Below are 20,230 nucleotides of genomic sequence, written 5' to 3' on the forward strand. Positions count from 1 at the left end.
TCCTAGCGCAGTGACTCGTAGATATCGACCGTCTGCTGGGCGATGGCGGCCCAAGAGAAGTCGTTGACGGCCCGCTCGCGACCGGCCTCGCCAAACTTGGCGGCCCGGGCTGGGTCGGACACCATGGCATTGACCGCCGCGGCGAAGTCCCGCTCGAAGGTCTCCGGGTCGTTCTCGTCATAGTGCACGAGCGTGCCCGTCAACCCATCGACGACAACCTCGGGGATGCCGCCCACATCGGAGGCGACCACGGCGGTGCCGCAGGCCATGGCCTCCAAATTGACGATGCCCAGGGGCTCATAAATCGACGGGCACATGAACGTGTCGGCGGCAGTGAGGATCTCCTGGATCTTCTCCTTCTCCAGCATGTCTTGGACCCAGAAGATGCCATCCCGGCGGGACTGCAGGTCCTCGACGAGGGTAGTGATCCGTGCGGCGATCTCGGGGGTGTCCGGCGCACCGGCGCACAGCACCAGCTGGATATCCTCGTGGAAGTGGGCGGCCGCCTTGATGAGGTGCTCCACTCCCTTTTGCCTCGTGATGCGGCCAACGAAAGCGACGATCGGGCGATCCGGGTCGACGCCCAGCTCCGTGAGCACGGAGTCGGGATTCGATGAGAACGTGGGCCGCGGCTGCCACAATTCGGTGTCGATGCCGTTGAGGACCACGGTGACCTTATCGGCGTCGATACGCGGGTACGCCTCGAGGATGGATTCGCGCATCTGCGCGGAGACCGCAATGACGGTGTCGGCGTATTCCATGGCATTGCGCTCCGACCACGAGGACACCTCGTAGCCGCCGCCGAGCTGCTCGCGCTTCCACGGGCGGTGCGGCTCGAGGGAATGGGCCGTGACTACGTGGGGAATGTCATAGAGGCGAGCGGCGAGGTGGCCGCCCAACCCTGCGTACCAGGTATGGGAATGGACAACATCGACGTTGTTGGTCGCCGTGGCCATCCGCAAGCCCGTCGACAGCGTCTTAATCGCCGGGTTCGCGTCCTCCAACGCCGGATCGACGCCGTGGACGTAGACTCCCGGCAGGTCACGGGGTGCTCCCATGCAGTGGACGTCTACTTCGACGATCTCCCGCATGAATCGGGTGAGCTCCGTGACGTGGACTCCCGCGCCGCCGTAGATCTCCGGGGGATACTCTCTGGTCAACATTCCGACTCTCATGCCTCCCGAGCGTAGCCACGCCCGCGCCCCCATGCCGGGGGGATCGGGGGTAAAGGGGCGCGTGCCGTGGAAAACGGTTTGGCATCATCGCGGGCGAAACGGCTCGAAACGACCTAGATTGGACTGTGTGAAGACTCAGCCGAATGTTCTAGCTATCGTTCTCGCCGGCGGCGAAGGTAAGCGATTGTTCCCCCTGACGGAGGACCGAGCTAAGCCCGCAGTCCCGTTCGGCGGTACTTACCGACTCATCGACTTCGTGTTGTCAAACCTCGTCAACGCCGGTTACCTCAAGATCGCGGTGTTGACGCAGTACAAGTCGCACTCGCTCGACCGACACATTTCGATGGCCTGGTCCCTCCACGGCCCAGTGAAGCAGTACATCGCCTCCGTGCCCGCCCAGCAGCGGCGCGGCAAGCGTTGGTTCACGGGTTCCGCGGACGCGATTGTGCAGTCGCTCAACCTCATCTACGACGAGAAGCCTGATTATGTCCTCGTCTTCGGCGCCGACCACGTCTACCGCATGGACCCCTCCCAAATGGTGGAGGAGCACATTGCATCCGGCAAGTCCTGCTCCGTCGCTGGTATCCGTGTCCCGCGCTCTGAGGCTTCGGCCTTCGGCTGCATCCAGGCGGACGTGGATAGCAACATCACGGAGTTCCTGGAGAAGCCGGCTGACCCGCCGTCTACTCCGGACGACCCGAATGTCACCTACGCCTCGATGGGCAATTACGTGTTCACCACGGATGCCCTCATTCAGGCGCTGCTCGAAGACGAGGAAAATGATGACTCGGACCATGACATGGGCGGTGACATCATCCCTTACTTTGTTAACAAGGAACAGGCCCGCGTCTACGACTTCAATTCCAACTTCGTCCCCGGCTCCACCGAGCGTGACCATGGCTATTGGCGCGACGTCGGTACCATCGACGCCTTCTATGAGGCGCACATGGATCTGATCTCCGTGCACCCGGTTTTCAACCTGTACAACCGTCAGTGGCCGATCCACTCGACCGACGATGAGAATTTCCCGCCCGCCAAGTTCACGCAGGGCGGCATTGCGCAGTCCTCGATCGTAGCGCCGGGTTCGATCATCTCCGGCGGTACGGTTCGCAATTCGGTTCTCGCGGGTGACGTTCATGTGGCTGAGGGCGCCACCGTTGAGGGTTCGGTGCTCATGCCGGGTGTGCGCATTGGCAAGGGGGCCGTCGTGCGCCACGCCATCTTGGACAAGAACGTCTACGTCCGTGAGGGTGAGATCATCGGGGTCGATCGCGCGCGCGATGAGGCCCGGTTCAAGATCTCCGCGGGCGGCGTCGTGGCGGTGGGCAAGAACGACGTGGTGTAGCTCAGGGTCTACCGTGCTTGTCGACGTCCCCGCCTAAAGGCGGGTGACCAGCGTCAGGCCCGCACCCAAGGGTAGGCGCGTGACCAGCGCGCCCTCGAGGTTCCGGGCGCTGTCGTCCGCCTCCCGGGCCGCAGCGGTAGCGCGGTCCTTGCGGGAGGCGTCGGCGATGGTGCCGTCGAGAAGCGAGTCCGCGAGGACGAGGGTGCCTCCGGGGGTGAGCAGGGGCCACGCCGTCGCGAGGATGGCTGGGAGGTCGGCGGGGGAGACCTCGGCGTAGACAAGTTGGTAGGACTCGTTGGCTAGTCGGCCCATGACATCGAGGGGGCGCGAGGGGAGGAAGCGGACACGGGAGGGGGCGTAGCCGGCCTCTCGGAAGGTGGTCCGCGCGTTGGCTTGGTGCTCTGCCTCGGAGTCGATGCAGGTGAGGGTGCCGTGGTCGCCGAGCCCGCGCAGCAGGTACCAGCCCGCGACGGCCGCAGCGGGGGTCACCGCGACGGCGCCGGTCGACTTCTCGTGCCGGGAGGTAGCCGCGAGGGTGGCCAGGAGCTGGCCGGTCATCTCGTCGGGGACGGTCAGTCCGAATTCCTCGGCATCGCGGCGGGCCGCGGCCAGGGGTTCGGGGACCTCCGAGCTGGACTCGATGAAGGAACGGAGTGCGTCATATGCCGTGTCAGTCACATCTTCGAGTGTAAGTCCCACGGCCCAGGTAGGATGTGGACACGCGCATATGTGGTGGATGAGGCGATTGGGGCTGGGGTGTCTCACGTGACATCGCGGGTGGGCCTTCACAGAAATTTGCCAGAAGTCTGTGTAGTGTTCTGCAGTCGGATATAGCACAATAAAGCCCATGACGTTCTCTCCGAGCACCCCTAGCCCCGAAGAGTCGGTACAGTCTGAAGAATTGACCGGCACCGCCGCCTTTGATGCGGGTGAGGGAAACATGCCGTCCTGGGGTGAGCTCGTTGCGGAACACGCGGATAGCGTCTATCGCCTAGCGTTTCGTCTGTCCGGTAACCAATACGATGCAGAAGACCTCACGCAGGAAACCTTCATGCGGGTCTTCCGTTCCCTCAAGCACTACCAGCCCGGCACCTTCGAGGGCTGGTTGCACCGCATCACCACCAACCTCTTCCTCGACATGGTCCGCCACCGCAGCAAGATTCGCATGGAGGCCCTGCCCGAGGACTACGAGCGGGTAGTCGGGACCGACATGACACCCGAGCAAGCCTTCAACATCGCCAACCTCGACCCGGCACTCCAGGATGCCCTCGACGACCTGGGCGCCGATTTCCGCGTGGCGGTCGTCCTCTGTGATGTCGTGGGCATGAGCTACGACGAAATCGCTGACACCCTCGGCGTCAAGATGGGCACCGTCCGCTCGCGCATCCACCGCGGACGATCGCAGCTGCGCGCGAGCCTGGAGGCCGCCGCCATCGATGATGAGGGCGCCAAGCTGCTGCTTCGCTAAAATTGCCGGACAGCGATGTGGACCAAAAAGGCGTATTCTGGCGGCATAAGTTGGCCACAGATGGCGTCGAGTGAGGAGGCAGGCCGTAGGGATGTTCAATCCGCATCTTTCTTCCATGGATGGACGAGATCAGCCTCGTCGTCCCCGCAAGCCCAGAAAACCCCGGCAATTCGCCTCGGTGGAGCACCTTAGCCCCGAGGCGGTTGCCGCTTTCGTTGATGGGGAACTCACCGACCTCGCCGCCCACCGGGCCCGCGTCCACCTCGTGCACTGCGCTGAATGCCGCGCCGAGATTGAACGCCAGCGCGGCGCCTCCGAGTGGTTGCGCGGCTCCAACATCACCGATGAGGTCCGCGCCCCGCGTGATTTGCTCAATCGCCTCGCGGGTATTGCCACCGGTCCCGTATGTCCCGGACCCGATGCCGAATCCACTCCCACGCAGGTGCCGCAAGGCCTGTTGGACAAGGTGGAAATGCTCATGCGGGCCGTGAAGCGCAATCAGGGTTACTGACAGCTAAGGTAGACGTGTGTTTGAGAGCATCGGTTGGCTGGAGATTTTCACGCTATTGGTCGTGGCGCTCATCGTCATCGGCCCAGAACGTCTTCCGGGCCTGATCGAGGATATCCGCGCCGCGATTTTTGCTGCGCGGCGCGCCATTGATAATGCCAAGAAGGAGCTCAACGGCGAGTTGGGGGCGGAGTTCGAAGAGTTCCGCAAGCCCATTGAGCAAGTGGCGTCCTATACCCGCATGGGTCCGCGGGCGGCCATCACCAAGGCGCTGTTCGATGGCGATGAGGAGTTCCTCGATGACTTCGACCCGAGGAAGATGATGCAGGATGATCCCCGGCGGCCTGCCACGCGTCCGGCCCCGAAACCTACCCCGAATCCGACCCAGCAGCAGCCTCCCAATAACGACGGAGGCGACAGCGGCGACGGTGGCCGGCCCGGAGGTTTCTCCTGGGCCGACATCACCTAAGTCAAGCGACTAGGAGCGGTTGACTCCCAGTCCCAGAGATTTCCCGGCCAAAGAATCGCGGCGGGTCACCAAGTGGCTGGCCACGTCCCGCACGGCCTGTGCGGCGGGGGAGTCCGGCTCGGAGACGGCGATGGGGTTGCCGTCGTCGCCGTGGACGCGCAGCTGCGGGTCGAGGGGGATCTGGCCGAGCAGCGGAACCTTCGCCCCGGTGAGTGCTGTGAGGCGATCGGCGACGTGCTGCCCGCCGCCGGAGCCGAAGACGTCGAGGGTGCTGCCGTCGGGAAGCACCATGGCGGACATGTTCTCGATGACGCCGGCGATGCGTTGGCGGGTCTGTTGGGAGACGGACCCGGCCCGCTCCGCCACCTCGGCGGCTGCGGCCTGTGGGGTGGTGATGATGAGCAGCTCGGCATTGGGGACCAGCTGTGCCACGGAAATTGCGACGTCGCCGGTTCCGGGGGGAAGGTCCATGAAGAGGAAGTCGAGGTCGCCCCAGAAGACGTCGGCGAGGAATTGCTGGATGGCGCGGTGCAGCATCGGGCCGCGCCACACGATGGGGGCGTTGCCGTCGACGAAGTGGCCGATGGAGATCATCTTCACGCCGTGGGCGAGGGGTGGCATGATCATGTCGTCGACGGCGTTGGGGCGGGCATCAGAACCCAGGAGGGCGGGCACGGAGTGGCCGTAGATGTCGGCGTCGAGGACGCCGACCTTCCATCCCTGGGCGGCGAGCGCGACGGCGAGGTTGACGGTCATCGAGGACTTGCCGACGCCGCCTTTGCCCGACGCCACCGCGTACACGCGGGTCGTGGAGTCGGGTTGGGCGAAGGGGATGACGGCCTCGGGGGCGTTGCCGCGGAGGGAGGCGCGGAGTTCGCGGCGTTGCTCGTCGCTCATCACATCAGTGGTGACGGTGACGGTGCCCACCCCTTCCACCTCTTCGACGGCGGCTCGGGTGTTGTCGGTGATGGTGGATTTCATCGGGCAACCGGCGATGGTGAGGTACACCTCGACCGCGACGTTGTTGCCGGTGATCTCCACCGATTTGACCATCCCCAGTTCGGTGATGGGCTTGCCGATTTCAGGATCCTCTACGCGGGAAAGCGCGCTGCGGACAGCGGATTCGGTGAGTACAGTCATGACGGGTCCAATAGTAGTACGCCCGTCAACGATCCCTCTCTTCCGCCAGATCGCCCTGGATGGGCTCGCGGAGGTCGCCGGCGGAATCGATGACATCGGCCGAGACGTCGTCGAGTTTGGCTTCGATGCGTTCCATGAGGGAGCGCAGATCATCGAGCTCGTGGCGCAGGTAATCGCGGGAGACCATGTCGCCGATGGCGAGGCGGGCTCCGGCGAGTTCGCGCGCGAGGAATTCCGTGTCCGCTTTCGTTTGTTCCGCGCGGCGGCGGTCGGCGTTGACGGAGACCTTGTCGCGGTCCTCCTGGCGGTTCTGCGCGAGCAGAATGAGCGGCGCCGCGTAGGCAGCCTGGGTAGAAAACGCCAGGTTGAGCAGGATGAACGGGTACGGGTCCCAATTCCACCACATGCCGCCGACGTTGAGACAGATCCAGATGATGACGAACACCGTCTGCCACATGAGGTAGTTGCCGGTGCCGAAGAAACGTGCCACCTTCTCGGCGGCGGCTCCGATCGTGTCGTCGTCAAGCTTGAAGAAGTTCCGGCGGCGAACGCCGACCGGCGTGTCCAGTTCGGTACGGGTGTACTCAGCCATGGGTCACCTGCTTATCGACGGCCGCGGGGCGCACGCCCTGCGAGCGCCAATCCTCCGGCAAAAGGTGGTCCAGGAGGTCGTCGACGGCGACGGCCCCGAGGAGATGGTTGTTGGCATCAAGAACCGGTCCGCACACCAGGTTGTAGGTAGCGAAGTAGCGGGCCGCGATCTCTTGATCATCGTCGGCATACAGCGGCGGCAGGTCCGGGTCGAGGATGCCAGAGACCAACGACGAAGGGGGCTCGCGGAGCAGCTTTTGCAGATGCACGCAGCCCAAGTATTTGCCCGTCGGGGTGGCCGTCGGCGGGCGAACGACGAACACCATCGAGGCCAGCGACGTCGGCAAGTCAGGGTCCCGCGCCAAGGCGAGGGCCTCCGCGACGGTCGTCTGCGGGGTGAGGATGAGCGGCTCCGGCGTCATGAGCGCGCCGACCGTGTCGGGGGAGAAGCTCATGAGGCGGCGGACGGGGGCGGATTCTTCGGGGTCCATGAGTTCGAGGAGGACCTCGGCCTTGGCATCGGGCAGTTCCTGCAGGATGTCGGCGGCGTCATCCGGGTCCATCTCCTCCAGGACATCCGCGGCGCGCTCAATGTCGAGGGTCTCTAAGAGCTCGGCCTGGTGGTCCTCGGGCAGCTCCTGGAGGATGTCGGCGAGCCGATGATCGTTGAGGTGGTTAGCCAGCTCGTGGCGCATCGTGGTCGACATCTGGTGCAGCGAGTTCGCCACATCGGCCGGGCGCATCTGATCAAACTCCGCGATCTTCTCCGCGATGCTGTCCGTCTGGCCGACGCCCGCCGCCGAGACACCGTGGACGTAGGGCCACGGGACGGTGAACAGCTCCGGGGCGCGGCCAAACTTGGGGCGAGAGCCAAACACCGCGACACGGGAGATGACCCAGTCGCGGGAACGGGTTCGCTCCAGCTCGACATCGGCGATCTCAATGGCCCGGCCGTGGAACTGGGCGAGCTCCGGGTCATCGGTGTGCACCTTGGAGCCCACGAGGTCAGACATGACCGTCAGCTCGCCCGTCCGCACCTGGAACGCGCGCATGGACACCGAGCCCGTGGCCAGGGTGATATCGCCCGGTTCGATCGCGGCGATTCGCAACATGGGCACGAAAATACGGCGCTTTTGTATCAGTTCCACCACAACGCCCAGCGCACGAGAAGGCTGACCTTCGGCACGGATGTTGACGACAACGTCGCGGACCCGACCAATCGGGTCCAGGTCCGGGCCACGAACCTGGAGTCCGACGAGACGGCCAGCGTAAACGCGGGTGACTGCACTCATGGTGACCAAGCATAGTCACCTGGAGCCGGGAACCAACTGGAGTGGTGTGACGTTAACCAGGTATGACAAATCCCAATGCAAACGCCCGCCCCATCGCCGACCTCCGCCCCCTGCCCACCGGGTGGCCGGTGGGCAGTTTTGACCACTACACGGAGGCACAGGCGGCCGTCGATAAGCTCTCTGACCTGGAGTTTGACGTCAAGCAACTCACCATCGTCGGCGTGGACCTCATGGAAGTGGAAAGAGTCACCGGGCGGCTGACGTGGGGCAGAGTCATCGGCGGCGGCGCCCTGTCCGGGGCGTGGCTCGGCGTGTTCTTCGGCGTGCTCATCGGCATTGTGTTTGGCAACTTCCTCTCCCCGCTGCTCACCGGCATTTTCATCGGCACCATTTTCGGCATCGTCATGGCGGTCGTGCCCTACGCCATGTCGAGCGGGCGGCGCGACTTCACCTCCCAGACCCAGATCGTCGCCGGGCGCTACGATGTGCTCTGCGAGCCGGAGCGGGCACCGGAAGCTCGCGACATCATCGCCAAGCATCGGAGCCAGTTCACGGCGGCGGGGTAGACTTCTCGGGAGATTTGCCCCGCCCGTGTGGGCCCGTGTGAGATATGAGGAGCCGTTCATGTTGCGTCGAGGAAACCGCGGTCCCCGCGCAACCGGCACCACAATCCTGGCTAGCGTCTTAGCCGTGGCCACGGCCGCGTCGCTAAGCGCCTGCACCACCATGGAGCCCCACCGCGACGAGCTGGAGGGGCTTAAACGCTCCGTCATCATGCTCATTGAGCCGAATTCGATGGAACAAAGCGTCCTCGCCGAGATCTACCAGCAGGTACTCCAAAGTGAGGGGCGCACGACCAGCCTGCGCGTGGATCCCGAAAGCGGCGTCAAGGGCCGGATCGATGCCATCAGCAGCGGGGAAGTGGACTTCATCATTGACTGCTCCGGCCCAATGCTCGAATACGTCGATTCCGCCGCCGCCAACGAATTGGCCCAGGAGTATGCCGCCGCGGGCGCGAACCCCAATGCCGGAGACCTGGCCGAACGCACCTACGATGCCTTCGTTGGCTCCCTCCCCGGCTCGCTAGCCACCCCGGACCCGTCGACGGCGGAAGGCTGCGCGACGGAGGGCACCCAGCGACTGCCGCACAGCATCGTTCCCGTCTACTACCGGGAGCTTTTTGATCGCCGTGAGACCCAAGCCCTCAACAAAGCCACCCGCGACCTCACCACCGCGGACCTGAAGGAGCTCGTGGAGTCCGCGCAGCGCGAGTCGTCCATTTCCACCGTCGTGGCGGAGTGGCTCGCCTACTAGAAAAGTCCCGGCACCCCCTCTCACGGGGTGCCGAGACTTTATCTCCTAAGGCCGCAACTTAGTCTTCAAAGGCCTCGTCGATCAGCTGCGCCTGCTCCAGCTGGTGCACCTTGGCCACGCCGGTAGCAGTCGAGGACTGCGCGCGGCGGGAGATGCGGCGCATCGGCGGCATCTCGGGGATGAGGTTGCGCAGGTGCTCGTTGTAGAACGGCCACGGTCCCTGGTTGGCCGGCTCGTCCTGGACGAAGCGGACTTCCTTGGCGTTCGGGAAGCACTCGAAGGCCTCGCGGAGGCGGTTGAAGGGGATCGGGTGGAGCATCTCGATGCGGATGATGGCAACATCCTCGCGGTTGTCCTTCGCGCGGCGCTTTTCCAGCTCGTAGTAGATCTTGCCGGAGCACAGCAGGATTGAGGTGACCTTCTCAGCGTCGCCGATGATCTCCCCGTCGAGGGAGACCAGTCGAGGATCGTTGAAGATGGACTGGAAGGCGGTGACCTCGGTGAACTCGGACACGGCGGAGGCGGCATCCTTGTTGCGTAGCATCGACTTCGGAGTGAAGACGACCAGGGGGCGCTTCATGGTGCCCAGCGCGTGGCGGCGCAGCAGGTGGAAGTGGTTCGCCGGGGTGGTCGGCTGAGCCACCGTCATGGAACCTTCGGCGCACAGCTGCAGGAAGCGCTCGATGCGGGCCGAGGAGTGGTCCGGGCCCTGGCCCTCGTAGCCGTGGGGCAGCAGGAGGATGACGCCGGAGGTCTCACCCCACTTGGCTTCACCGGAGGAGACGTACTCGTCGATGATGGTCTGGGCACCGTTGGCGAAGTCGCCGAACTGTGCTTCCCAGGCCACGACGGCGTCCTGGTTGCCCAGGGTGTAGCCGTACTCGAAGCCCATGCCGGCGTACTCGGTGAGGGCGGAGTTGTAGACGAGGAACTTGCCGTCGCCCTTCTCCTGGGCCAGTTCGTTGAGGCCGTTGAACTCTTCGCCGGTGCGCGGGTCGAAGACGACGGCGTGGCGCTGCGTGAACGTGCCACGGCGGGAATCTTCGCCAGCGAGGCGGACGAGGCGGCCGGAGTTAGCCAGGGAGGAGAAGGCGATGAGCTCGCCCCAGCCCCAGTCGATGCCACCGTCGGTGACGGACTCGGTGCGCTTCTTGGCTACCGGGGCCACGCGCGGATGCAGCTCGAAGCCCTCCGGCACGTGCGAGTAGGCCTGCCCGATTTCCACGAGCTCTTCGCGGCTGATGGACGTATCCAGTCCGCGGGTGAGTTCCTGGGAGCCGGTGATGCCGGTCTGCTCTTGCGGCACGGCCTTGTCGGATTCCTTGACCTCGTTGAACACGGATTCCATCTGGTCGTGGAAGTCGCGGGCGGCTGCCTCGGCGTCCTCGACGGAGAGATCACCACGGCCGACGAGGTCTTCGGTGTAGCGGGCTCGGACGGAGGCGCGGTCGCCGATGATCTCGTACATGAGCGGCTGGGTCATCGAAGGATCGTCGGCTTCGTTGTGGCCGCGGCGGCGGTAGCAGACGAGGTCGATGAAGACGTCCTTGCCAAAGCGGCGGCGGTACTCGGTGGCCAGCTGGCCGACCCACACGACGGCTTCGGGGTCGTCGCCGTTGACGTGGAAGACGGGGCAGTCGAAGCCCTTGGCCAGGTCGGTGGCGTAGTGGGTGGAGCGGGAAGAGTCCGGGGTGGTGGTGAAGCCGATCTGGTTGTTCACCACGATGTGGACGGTGCCGCCGACGGTGTAGCCGCGCAGGCCGGAGATGTTGATCGTCTCTTGGACGATGCCCAGGCCGGCGAAGGAGGCGTCGCCGTGGAGCATGAGCGGCATGACGGTGAAGCCGTCTTCGCCCTTGTCCAGGACGTCCTGTTTGGCGCGGGCGATGCCGATCATGACCGGGTCGACGGCCTCGAGGTGCGAGGGGTTGGCTGCGAGGGAGACGTCAATTTCGCCGTCGCCGAACATCTGGAGGTGGCGGCCGTCGGCGCCGAGGTGGTACTTCACGTCGCCGGAGCCACCGATCTGGCCCTGCTTCATGTTGCCTTCGAACTCGTTGAAGATCTGAGCCAGCGGCTTGCCCACGATGTTGAAGAGGACGTTGAGGCGCCCGCGGTGGGGCATGCCGATAACAACCTCGTCGAGGCCCTGGCCCGCGGCGGTGTCGATGGCGGCGTCCATGAGCGGGATGAGGGACTCGGCGCCTTCGAGGGAGAAACGCTTCTGGCCGACGTACTTGGTCTGCAGGAAGTTTTCAAAGGCCTCGGCGGCGTTGAGCTTCTGCAGGATGTACTTCTGCTCGGCGTTGGTCGGCTTGGGCATACCGGCCTCGAGGCGGTCTTGGAGCCATTCGCGCTCGTCGCGGTCGAGGATGTGGGTGTACTCGGAGCCGACCTTGAGGGTGTAAGCAGCGCGGAGGCGGGAGAGCACCTCGCGCAGGGTCATGGTCTCCTTGCCGCCGAAGCCACCGACGTGGAAGACGCGGTCGAGGTCCCAGATCGAGAGGCCGTGGGTGGAGATGTCCAGGTCACGGTGGTCGGGGACGTGGAGGCCGGGCTGCTCCCAATCGAGCGGGTTGGTGTCGGCGATGAGGTGGCCGCGCGAGCGGTAGGCCTCGATGAGCTGCATGACGCGGGTGTTTTTGTCCAGGCCGGTGTTGGGGACGTCCTGGGCCCAGCGCATCGGGCTGTAGGGAATGCCCATGCGCTGGAAGATGTGGTCCCAGAACTTGTCGTCGACCAGCAGCTGGGACATGGTGCGCAGGAATTCACCGGACTCGGCGCCCTGGATGACGCGGTGGTCATAGGTGGAGGTGATGGTGACCAGCTTGCCCACGCCGAGCTCGGCGAGGCGGTCTTCGGAGGCACCGGCGAATTCGGCGGGGTAGTCCATGGAGCCGACGCCGACGATGGTGCCTTGGCCCTTGGTCAGGCGCGGCACGGAGTGTCGGGTGCCAATGCCGCCGGGGTTGGTCAGGGAGACCGTCACGCCGGAGTAGTCATCCATCGTGAGCTTGCCAACGCGGGAGCGGGCGACGATGTCCTCGTATGCGTCGAGGAACTCGTCGAAGTTCATGTTCTCGGTCTCCTTGATGGCGGCGACCACGAGTGCGCGGGAGCCGTCCTTCTGCGGGAGATCGATGGCGAGGCCGATGTTGATGTGCTCCGGGGTCACCACGGAGGGCTTGCCGTCAGCCACGGTGTAGGAGACGTTCATGCCCGGGTGGGCCATGATGGCCTTGACCATGGCGTAGCCGATGATGTGGGTGAAGGAGATCTTGCCACCGCGGGTGCGCTTGAGGTGGTCGTTGACCATCGCGCGGTTTTCAAACATGAGCTTGACCGGCATGTCCCGCACGGAGGTGGCGGTCGGGATCTCCAGCGACTCGTCCATGTTCTTGGCAATGGCCTTAAACAGACCCTTGAGCGGCTTCGTGCCGGCGTCGGGCTGCGGGGAGGTTCCGGCGCGGTCGAGGGGGGAGACCTGGGCCTTTTTCGCCGGGCGGGCGGCGGTGGCCTTCTTGGTCGTCTCCTGAGCCTTAGCGGCCTGTTCAGTCACGAGGGTCTCCCGCTTCGGTGCTGCAACTTTGTTGTCCTTCACAGCGGCAGCCTTTCCGCTGGTAGTGGAGGCGGTGGAGGGGGCGCCGTTCTTTTCAAACAACTCCCGCCATTCCTTATCCACGGACTGGGGGTCCTTTTGGAACTGCTGGAACATCTCGTCTACCAGCCACTCGTTCGGGCCGAAAGTACTTGCGCTGCTCACGGCAGGTGCTCGCCTCATTTCATTGATCTTTTTGTGGTCCGTTAGCTCACACGGTAATAGCTCACTACAGGGTAGCGTGTGCCCGCCCGCGTCAAGATAGCGGAGGGGGAGTTTCGCACCCCCATTATCGGTGGGAGTGCCACATCCCCGCGTACACACCGTTCCGTTCCAGGAGCGCCGAGTGGGTGCCGTCTTCGATGATACGTCCCTCATCGATGACGAGGATGCGGTCAGCGCGGGCGGCGGTGGCGAGTCGGTGGGCTACGACGATGGAGGTGCGTTCGCGGGTGATCCGGTCGGAGGCGTCGAGGACGGCGGCTTCGGTGGCGGGGTCGAGGGTGGCGGTGGCTTCGTCGAGAAGCATGACGTCGGGGCGCAGGAGTTCGGCGCGGGCGAGGGCGATGAGTTGGCGCTGTCCGGAGGACAGGCCGCGGCCGCGTTCGCCGACGTTGTGGCGGAATCCGCCGGGGATGTCGGCGATGATGGCGAGTGCGCCGATGCGGCGGACGGCATCTTCGATGTCGCTGTCCGTGGCCTCGGGCTCGCCGTAGGCGATATTTTCCGCGATCGTGCCCATGAAGAGGTGTGCCTCCTGCGGCACCTGTGCGATGCGGCGGCGCCATTGCGGCAGCGGGAAATTGCGAATGTCGGTGCCGCTCGCTGTCACCTCGCCCGTCACCGGGTCGTAGAACCGGGCCAACAGCTTGACGACGGTCGATTTCCCCGCCCCCGTCGGCCCCACCAGGGCCAGCGTCGTCCCCGGCGCGATGGTGAGGTTCATGTCCTCGGCGACGAGCGGGGAGTCGGGGCCATAGGAGAAGGACACGTCGTGCAGTGCGAGGGGGCCGCGGGCCGCGCGCCCAGCGTCGGGGTCGGTGCCCGTGTCGTCGACCGTGGGCTTGTGAGCGAGCAGATCGGTGATGCGGCGGAAACCGACGGCGGCCTGCTGCCAGGAGTCGAAGATCTGGCCCAATTGCTGGATCGGCCCGTACAGCTGGGCGAGGTACATGACGAAGGCGACGAGCACGCCGGCGGTGAGATCGCCCCCGGCGACCCGGCTCGCCCCGACCCCGAGGACTAAAGCAGTGGTGATCTGAGAGATGGCGTTGACGCCGGGGAAGTACAGCGCCACGGCCGCCTGGGAGCGGACCCGCAGGCGGCGGTAGCGTTCTGATTCGCGCTCGAAGGTGGCCAGCGCCAGGGGAGTGCGGCCGTGCATCTGGGCGGTGCGCAGCCCGTTGATGTCTTCTTGGAAGGTTGCGTTGACGGTGCTGATTTGCTCGCGGGCTTGGGCGTAGAGGCGGGTGGAGATCCGGCGGAAGATGATGGTCACCACGACGATGAGCGGGATGGCCGCCACCGCGACGAGGGACAGGCCGGCGTCGGTGTAGGCGAGCATGACGAGGATGCCCACGAGCGTGCCCACCGAGACGATCGCCTGGGCCAGTCCGGTTTGGAGGAAGGAGCTGAGGGTGTCGATGTCGGTGGTCATGCGGGTCATGATGCGGCCCGACATCGTCGTCTCATAGAAGCTCATGCTCAGCCGTTGGAGATGGGCGTAGCTGCGCAGGCGCAGGCTGTAGAGGAGTCGTTCACCGGTGCGGGAGGTGTAGATGACGAGGGCGACGGCAGCGGCCCACGAGATCGCGACGACGACGAGGCCCGCCCCGGCGATCTCCCAGAGGGTGCCCACGGAGTCTCGTCCCACGCCGAAGTCGACGGCCCACCGCATGAGGGTCGGGAAGGCGAGGGAGGCGAGCACCCCGACGATGAGCAAGGCGATGACGCCGAGGATGAGGAAGCAGACGGAGCGGAAAAGGTCGCGGAGGTGGAAGTCGGAGAGGTCCTCGCGGATGCGGGCGGAATCCAGGCCGGGTTCCTCCGTGGCGGGGGGAAGCTTGTCCACCCGTTCCAACAGCTCCGGAGTGGCGGTGATCGCGCCGATTCCTCGGCCGCCACCGCCACGCCCGCCGACGACGGCGGAGGAGTCAATGATGTGTTCCTGTCGACCGTGTTGGGTCTCGGCGGGCCACAGGGCATCGTGGGCTGGATCGGGACCGATTTCTCGCTGGAGTGGGGTCGGGTCCATGACGGCGAGGAATTGCGGGTCGGTGGATACCTCTGACACGGGCCCGCTGGCCACCACTCGGCCGGAGTCGACGATAGCGACGTTGTCGGCGAGGTCGAGGGTGGATTGGCGGTGGGCGACGGAGACGATGGTGACGTCGTTAAGCTCCGCCCGCAGGCCGTGAATGATGCGGGCCTCGGTGGCGGCATCGATGGCGGAGGTGGCGTCGTCGAGAATGAGAATGCGGGGCCGGGCGAAGAGGGCGCGGGCCAGGGCGATGCGCTGGCGCTGCCCGCCGGAGAGGGTGAGGCCTCGCTCGCCGACGACGGTGTCAAAGCCGTCGGGCAGCTCCTCGATGAAGGACACGGCCTGCGCGAGTTCCGCGGCGCGCCGGATCTCCTCCTCGGTGGCGGTGGCTCCCATGGTGATGTTGTCGCGGATGGTGGAGGAATAGAGGAAAGGCTCGTCGAAGACGCAGGTGACCGCCTGCCGCAGGGTGGCCAGCGTGAGCTGGCCGTAGGGGAGGGGGGTGCCGGCGGCGTCGATAAGCGAGAGCGACCCGGCATCCGGCTGGTAGAAGCCGCCGAGCAGTTGGACCGCCATTGATTTTCCTGATCCGGGCGGGCCGATGAGGGCGAGCGAGCCGCCCGCGGGGACGGTGAGGCTGAGTGAGTCGAGGACGCGGCGACCGTCGGTATCGAAGGTGACGGCGTCGACGGCGAGGCCGAGGGGGCCCTCCGGGATGGTCAGCGGATCGGCAGGATCGACTCGCGAGGGGCGCAAGTCGAGGATGTCGGCGATGCGGTCGAGGGAGGCCAGGCCCATCTGGAAGGTGACAATCATGCCGGAGAGCATGCTGACGATCTGCGTCATCGACGTCAGATACACGGAGAAGGCGAAGAAGGTGCCCACCGTGATGTCGCCACGGATGGCCATCCACCCGCCGAGGAGGATGTTGACCACGAGGGCCAGCTGCGGCAGGTTTTGCAGCAACGGCTGATAGCGGGCCATGAGTTTGGCCGAGCGCATTTTCACCGCATAGAGCGTGCGTCCCAATGCGTCGAGGCGGCCGACCTCGCGGGTTTCCTGGGCGAAGGCCTTGACCACGCGGACGCCGGTGACGGTTTGTTCCACGTGGGTGGCCAGGTCGGCGGTGGCTTGTTGGGCGACCCAGTTAGCGGCGTACATCGTGCGCCGGGAGAACAGTGCCACCGCGACGATGAGCGGGAGGAAAGCGCAGGCGATGAGGGTGAGCAGGGGAGAGACGCTAAACATCACCACGGCGGTGACCACGAGCTGAATGAGTAATCCCAGCGCCAACGGTCCCATGGCGACGAGGCCTTGGGTGGCGTTGAGATCGGAGATCGAGCGCGATACGACCTGGCCGGTGACGATGTTGTCTTGGCCGGGGCCGTCGAGACGCTGGAGTGAGTCGAGCAGCCGGACCCGCAGCGTGTGCTGGGTACCGATGGATAATCGGCCAGCCGTGTAGCGCCGCGCGAATTGGCAGGCGAAGCGGCCCACCGCGACGAGGACGAGCACGACAATGATCGCCGTCAGAGGCGACCATTGTTGAAACAGCTCCGTCGCCGGGGTCGAGGTGATGGCGCCAGTGGCGACATCGACGGCCGAGCCGGTGAGCAGCGGGATGGCGACTTCAAAGAGCACCGCACCGACCGTCGCCACCAGGGCCGCGATGGTGACACCGCGGCGCTGACGAAGCACATCGATGAGGACCCGTCGGCCGGAATGCCCCTCCAAGTTAGGCTTCAATCACGGGGCCGGGCGTGCCAAAATCCCGCGGCAGAGGGCCGAGCGACTCGCGCGAATTAGCGATGACCGCCTTCGCCAGCTTCCGGTTCGCCAGGGTGCCCAGCACCGCGCCGATCCCCAACGGCATAATCTTGCCCAGCCACGCCCGGCGGAACTTCTTCGATACCGACTTCAACGCCGTGCGCATGAGCCGGTTGTTCACCTCCGTCAGCTTCGGAGCCGAGAACCGGGCCATGGCGGCAACGGTGGACAGCCCCGACCCCTTGGACACATCGCCCACCAGCGTATCGACGATCGCGGTCCCCTTCGCCCCCAACAACACAATGAGGATGAGCGCCTTACGGCGCTCCTTTTCGGAGATATCCACCCCGCGCAGATGCGCGCTGGCCATGGTGTACCAGGTCGCGGCATCGAGGAAGACGAGGGATTCCGCGCCGATGGCGGCGGCACCAGTAAAGAAACCAATGCCGGGGACGGCGGCGGCAGCACCCGCGCCCGCCCCGGAACCGGTGGCCAAGTAAGCGAAGTGCTTGTCAATCTTGGTCTGCAGTTCCTGCGGGCTCGCATCGGGATTCTTGCGGCGCAGCCGTTCGACGTAGGCGATGATGGCGCCGGACTGGATGGACACGGCCCGATCCAGGGCGCCGATGAGCAGGCGCCCGGAGGAACCGCTCGTGGCCTCGACGGCCTGGGGGTCAGAATTGATGCCGTCGGTGATGGTCATGAAGTCACTCCTCATTGTGCAGTGGCGTTCGGTGGCGTTCGGTGGCGCTCGGGGGCCATGTCTGGCGATATATCGCTTACTTCTGGATCAACACACTAATACGGCTGGCACATTCCCACAGTCAACTGGCAATATGCTGTGAAACTTATTGGCTGGCGTAGTCCTCGGCCGCGATGATCTGCTCCGGCGTCGGGGTGTGACCGGTGTACAGAGTGAACTGCTCCGCAGCCTGGAGGGCAACGACCTCACCACCGGTGATGACCGGCTTGCCCAAACGGCGGGCCGCCTGGATGAGGGGTGTTTCCACCGGGAAAGCCACGACGTCGAACACCACGGCCGCGGCCTCGACCTCGGCATCCGAGAACGACTGAACGTGCGCGGATTCACCATCCATGCCCAACGGGGTGACATTAACCAGCAGCTCAGCACCCGCCGGCACCTCCGCCGAGTACTCCCAGCCATAGCGGGACGCCAGCGCCGAGCCCGTCGCATGATTGCGGGCCACGACCGTGCCCTGCAGCCCGTGATCAGCCAACGCCGCAACAACCGCGTTGGCCATTCCACCGGAACCGCGAACGGCAACGCGCAAGGAAGGATCAACCTCGTGGGTGCGCAGCAACTGTGCCACCGCAACGTAGTCGGTGTTGTAGCCGACCAACTCGCCGTCAGTATTGACAATCGTGTTGACGGCGTTGATGCGCTCGGCGGAGGGATCCAGGGCGTCGATAAGCGGGATGACATCCTGCTTATACGGCATGGAGACCCCGGCCCCGCGGATAGCCAGGCCGCGAACGCCCGCGATGGCGGCGGTGATGTCCGTCGGTGCCACCGCCTTGTACAGGAAGTTGAGGCCGAGTTCGGCGTAGAGCCAGTTGTGGAAACGGACGCCGTGATTCGAGGGGCGAGCAGACAACGAAATGCACAGAGTGGTTTCCCGGTCGACGTAATTAACCATGCTCACTACCGTAGTAGCTATGAGCACGGGGCCCGATATCGCCACCACCGCCGGAGTGGTCCGTGGGCTGGTCGATGAAGAGTTAGGCATCCGCACCTGGCGCGGGGTTCCCTTCGGCGCGCCTACCTCCGGATCGGGCCGGTTTAGGGCCCCTCAGCAGCGCGAACCCTGGGCTGGCGTGCGCGACGCCACCCGCTTCGCCCCACCCGCCCCGCAGCCGACATACTCCTGGACGGACAGGATTATCGGTGATGAAGATTGCCTCGCCCTCGACATTGTTCGCCCCGACACGGACGACGTTTTGCCCGTCGTTGTCTACCTCCACGGCGGATCCTTCATCATGGGCTCCTCCCACGAACGGATGCTGCGCGGCTACTCCTTTGCCCGCACCATGGACGCGGTTTATGTGTCCATTAACTTCCGCCTCGGCGTGCTCGGCTACCTTGACCTGCGCAGCATCGGCGAGGATTGCGTAGCCAACCCGGCTGTGCGCGATCAAATCCTGGCCCTCAAGTGGGTCCGGGCCAACATCGCCGCCTTCGGAGGAGACCCCGACCGCGTCACCCTCATGGGCGAATCCGCCGGTGGCGCAGCCGTGACCACCCTCATGGGCGTGCCCGCCGTCGCCGGGCTCTTCCACCGCGCCATCGCCCAATCCCCGCCGATCTCCATGATTCACTCCCGCGCCCAGGCCACGCTGTGGGCCCGCGAGCTCGTCTACCGCATGGCCCTGCCGCGCCAAGCGACCTTGGCCGACCTGCGCGATGAATCCGCCGCCGACCTCGTCCGCGCCGGGCAGTCCATGATGTGGCACGGCGGTGAGCTGCTGCACCTCAACTCCTGTTATGGCCCGACTATCGACGGCGGGGTGGTCCCCGACCACCCCCTCACCATCTTCGAATCCGGTGGTCAGGCCCAAGTCCCGCTGCTCATTGGCACCAACTCGGATGAGGCCAGCTTTTCCAAAGTCTTCTACATGCGCACCTCCGCGCGCTCCCGCAGCGCCCTGCGCTTGCTCTCCGCGTTCGATCCCGCCCACGCCCCGCGCGTCCTCCGGGCCTACGAGGGTGCCACCGAACGCACCCAATTCGCCGAGCTGCTTGCCGACGCCCTCTTCTGGGCCCCCTCCGTCCGCCTCGCCGGTGCGCACGCCCGCACCGCCCCCACCTGGATGTACCGCTTCGACTACGCACCCGCCGCCCTGCGCTGGCTGGGTCTAGGGGCCATGCACTCCCTCGAACTCTCCGCAGTGTTCGGCGACCCCACCGCCTCCCGCACCGCCGGGCTCTCCCGCTTCGGCGGCATGGACGGATACGAGGAGCTGACCGACCTTATCCAATACCACTGGGGTTCCTTCATCCACCACGGCCACCCTGGGGAAGAATGGCCCGCCTATGACGGCGCGGATGACACCCGGCCTGGCCGCGCCACAGTGGTTTTCGACCATGACACCCGTGCGCTTTTTGATCCGAAGGCCGCCCAACGCCGCGCCTGGGAGGACTACCGCATGACCGAGTGGGGGAATGGCCGCCCCGAATTGCTCGAAGAGCTGGGAATGTTGATGCAGGCTACCGATTTGCGGGAATCCCGAGGATGACAAGTGAAGTTCCCGGCGAGATGGCGGCGGCGCGGCTAGGCTAGATCG

General features: G+C 65.3%; 16 protein-coding genes. 7 read left to right on the plus strand and 9 right to left on the minus strand.

Features of this window, described 5'->3' with window-relative positions; translation table 11 throughout:
- Positions 1–2: 2 nt before the first annotated feature.
- Entirely contained in the window at positions 3–1,175 is a 1,173-nt protein-coding gene (gene glgA, locus CTEST_RS04855) for a glycogen synthase (RefSeq protein ID WP_047252789.1), read from the minus strand.
- 127 nt (positions 1,176–1,302) lie between these two features.
- Between glgA and glgC the strand changes: the two genes are divergently transcribed.
- On the plus strand, positions 1,303–2,520 hold the full coding sequence (gene glgC / locus CTEST_RS04860) for a glucose-1-phosphate adenylyltransferase (protein ID WP_047252790.1): 1,218 nt from the start codon (positions 1,303–1,305) through the stop codon (positions 2,518–2,520).
- Between the two features lie 33 nt (positions 2,521–2,553).
- Here glgC and CTEST_RS04865 read toward each other — a convergent pair whose 3' ends face one another.
- The gene (locus tag CTEST_RS04865) at positions 2,554–3,198 is read right to left on the minus strand and encodes an O-methyltransferase (protein WP_047252791.1); all 645 of its coding nucleotides are present in this window, start codon (positions 3,196–3,198) and stop codon (positions 2,554–2,556) included.
- A 169-nt stretch (positions 3,199–3,367) separates the two neighbouring features.
- On the opposite strand from CTEST_RS04865, the gene sigE reads away from it, so the two are divergent.
- From sigE to tatB, 3 genes are all read left to right on the plus strand, one after another.
- On the plus strand, positions 3,368–3,988 hold the full coding sequence (gene sigE / locus CTEST_RS04870) for an RNA polymerase sigma factor SigE (RefSeq protein ID WP_047252792.1): 621 nt from the start codon (positions 3,368–3,370) through the stop codon (positions 3,986–3,988).
- Between the two features lie 115 nt (positions 3,989–4,103).
- Positions 4,104–4,499, plus strand: a complete 396-nt coding sequence (locus CTEST_RS13950; RefSeq protein ID WP_047254229.1) for an anti-sigma factor family protein — start codon at positions 4,104–4,106, stop codon at positions 4,497–4,499.
- Between the two features lie 16 nt (positions 4,500–4,515).
- Positions 4,516–4,965 (plus strand): Sec-independent protein translocase protein TatB, encoded by a 450-nt coding sequence (gene tatB, locus CTEST_RS04880; protein ID WP_047252793.1) that lies wholly within the window; start codon positions 4,516–4,518, stop codon positions 4,963–4,965.
- A 9-nt stretch (positions 4,966–4,974) separates the two neighbouring features.
- Here tatB and CTEST_RS04885 read toward each other — a convergent pair whose 3' ends face one another.
- The 3 genes from CTEST_RS04885 to CTEST_RS04895 are packed head-to-tail and all read right to left on the minus strand — an operon-like array spanning position 4,975 to position 7,988.
- Positions 4,975–6,105 carry an Mrp/NBP35 family ATP-binding protein gene (locus CTEST_RS04885; RefSeq protein ID WP_047252794.1) on the minus strand — a complete coding sequence of 377 codons (1,131 nt, stop codon included), beginning with the start codon at positions 6,103–6,105 and terminating at the stop codon, positions 4,975–4,977.
- Between the two features lie 25 nt (positions 6,106–6,130).
- A complete protein-coding gene (locus tag CTEST_RS04890) occupies positions 6,131–6,697 on the minus strand; it encodes a DUF1003 domain-containing protein (RefSeq protein WP_047252795.1) in 567 nt (188 codons plus the stop codon).
- On the minus strand, positions 6,690–7,988 hold the full coding sequence (locus tag CTEST_RS04895) for a magnesium transporter MgtE N-terminal domain-containing protein (RefSeq protein WP_047254230.1): 1,299 nt from the start codon (positions 7,986–7,988) through the stop codon (positions 6,690–6,692). Before CTEST_RS04895 ends, CTEST_RS04890 begins: the two co-directional genes overlap by 8 nt.
- Before the next feature lie 62 nt (positions 7,989–8,050).
- Between CTEST_RS04895 and CTEST_RS04900 the strand changes: the two genes are divergently transcribed.
- Together CTEST_RS04900 and CTEST_RS13050 are read left to right on the plus strand one after the other, a co-directional pair.
- Positions 8,051–8,554 carry a general stress protein gene (locus CTEST_RS04900; RefSeq protein WP_047252796.1) on the plus strand — a complete coding sequence of 168 codons (504 nt, stop codon included), beginning with the start codon at positions 8,051–8,053 and terminating at the stop codon, positions 8,552–8,554.
- Positions 8,555–8,612: 58 nt separating this feature from the next.
- Positions 8,613–9,302 (plus strand): type 2 periplasmic-binding domain-containing protein, encoded by a 690-nt coding sequence (locus CTEST_RS13050; RefSeq protein ID WP_052844305.1) that lies wholly within the window; start codon positions 8,613–8,615, stop codon positions 9,300–9,302.
- Between the two features lie 58 nt (positions 9,303–9,360).
- Here the strand turns inward: CTEST_RS13050 and CTEST_RS04910 are convergent, their stop codons facing one another.
- The 4 genes from CTEST_RS04910 to CTEST_RS04925 form a co-directional block, all read right to left on the minus strand.
- Positions 9,361–13,065, minus strand: coding sequence for a multifunctional oxoglutarate decarboxylase/oxoglutarate dehydrogenase thiamine pyrophosphate-binding subunit/dihydrolipoyllysine-residue succinyltransferase subunit (locus tag CTEST_RS04910; protein WP_047252798.1), 3,705 nt, complete (start codon positions 13,063–13,065; stop codon positions 9,361–9,363).
- A gap of 124 nt (positions 13,066–13,189) precedes the next feature.
- The gene (locus tag CTEST_RS04915) at positions 13,190–16,894 is read right to left on the minus strand and encodes an ABC transporter ATP-binding protein (protein WP_047252799.1); all 3,705 of its coding nucleotides are present in this window, start codon (positions 16,892–16,894) and stop codon (positions 13,190–13,192) included.
- Between the two features lies 1 nt (position 16,895).
- Positions 16,896–17,630 (minus strand): hypothetical protein, encoded by a 735-nt coding sequence (locus CTEST_RS04920; protein WP_236686144.1) that lies wholly within the window; start codon positions 17,628–17,630, stop codon positions 16,896–16,898.
- Positions 17,631–17,775: 145 nt separating this feature from the next.
- Positions 17,776–18,585, minus strand: coding sequence for a shikimate 5-dehydrogenase (locus CTEST_RS04925; RefSeq protein WP_047252801.1), 810 nt, complete (start codon positions 18,583–18,585; stop codon positions 17,776–17,778).
- Positions 18,586–18,604: 19 nt separating this feature from the next.
- On the opposite strand from CTEST_RS04925, the gene CTEST_RS04930 reads away from it, so the two are divergent.
- Entirely contained in the window at positions 18,605–20,182 is a 1,578-nt protein-coding gene (locus CTEST_RS04930; protein ID WP_047252802.1) for a carboxylesterase/lipase family protein, read from the plus strand.
- The last annotated feature ends 48 nt before the right edge of the window (positions 20,183–20,230 follow it).

Origin of the sequence: Corynebacterium testudinoris (assembly GCF_001021045.1) — a bacterium.
Taxonomy (GTDB): Bacteria; Actinomycetota; Actinomycetes; order Mycobacteriales; family Mycobacteriaceae; genus Corynebacterium; species Corynebacterium testudinoris.

What these genes read in the sequence shown, in the direction of transcription:
- glgA (WP_047252789.1), bottom strand. Translation starts at nt 1,175, where the DNA reads ATGAGAGTCGGAATGTTGACCAGAGAGTATCCCCCGGAGATCTACGGC.
- sigE (WP_047252792.1), top strand. Translation starts at nt 3,368, where the DNA reads ATGACGTTCTCTCCGAGCACCCCTAGCCCCGAAGAGTCGGTACAGTCT.
- CTEST_RS13950 (WP_047254229.1), top strand. Translation starts at nt 4,104, where the DNA reads ATGGATGGACGAGATCAGCCTCGTCGTCCCCGCAAGCCCAGAAAACCC.
- CTEST_RS04885 (WP_047252794.1), bottom strand. Translation starts at nt 6,105, where the DNA reads ATGACTGTACTCACCGAATCCGCTGTCCGCAGCGCGCTTTCCCGCGTA.
- CTEST_RS04890 (WP_047252795.1), bottom strand. Translation starts at nt 6,697, where the DNA reads ATGGCTGAGTACACCCGTACCGAACTGGACACGCCGGTCGGCGTTCGC.
- CTEST_RS04895 (WP_047254230.1), bottom strand. Translation starts at nt 7,988, where the DNA reads ATGAGTGCAGTCACCCGCGTTTACGCTGGCCGTCTCGTCGGACTCCAG.
- CTEST_RS04900 (WP_047252796.1), top strand. Translation starts at nt 8,051, where the DNA reads ATGACAAATCCCAATGCAAACGCCCGCCCCATCGCCGACCTCCGCCCC.
- CTEST_RS13050 (WP_052844305.1), top strand. Translation starts at nt 8,613, where the DNA reads ATGTTGCGTCGAGGAAACCGCGGTCCCCGCGCAACCGGCACCACAATC.
- CTEST_RS04920 (WP_236686144.1), bottom strand. Translation starts at nt 17,630, where the DNA reads ATGACCATCACCGACGGCATCAATTCTGACCCCCAGGCCGTCGAGGCC.
- CTEST_RS04925 (WP_047252801.1), bottom strand. Translation starts at nt 18,585, where the DNA reads ATGGTTAATTACGTCGACCGGGAAACCACTCTGTGCATTTCGTTGTCT.
- CTEST_RS04930 (WP_047252802.1), top strand. Translation starts at nt 18,605, where the DNA reads ATGAGCACGGGGCCCGATATCGCCACCACCGCCGGAGTGGTCCGTGGG.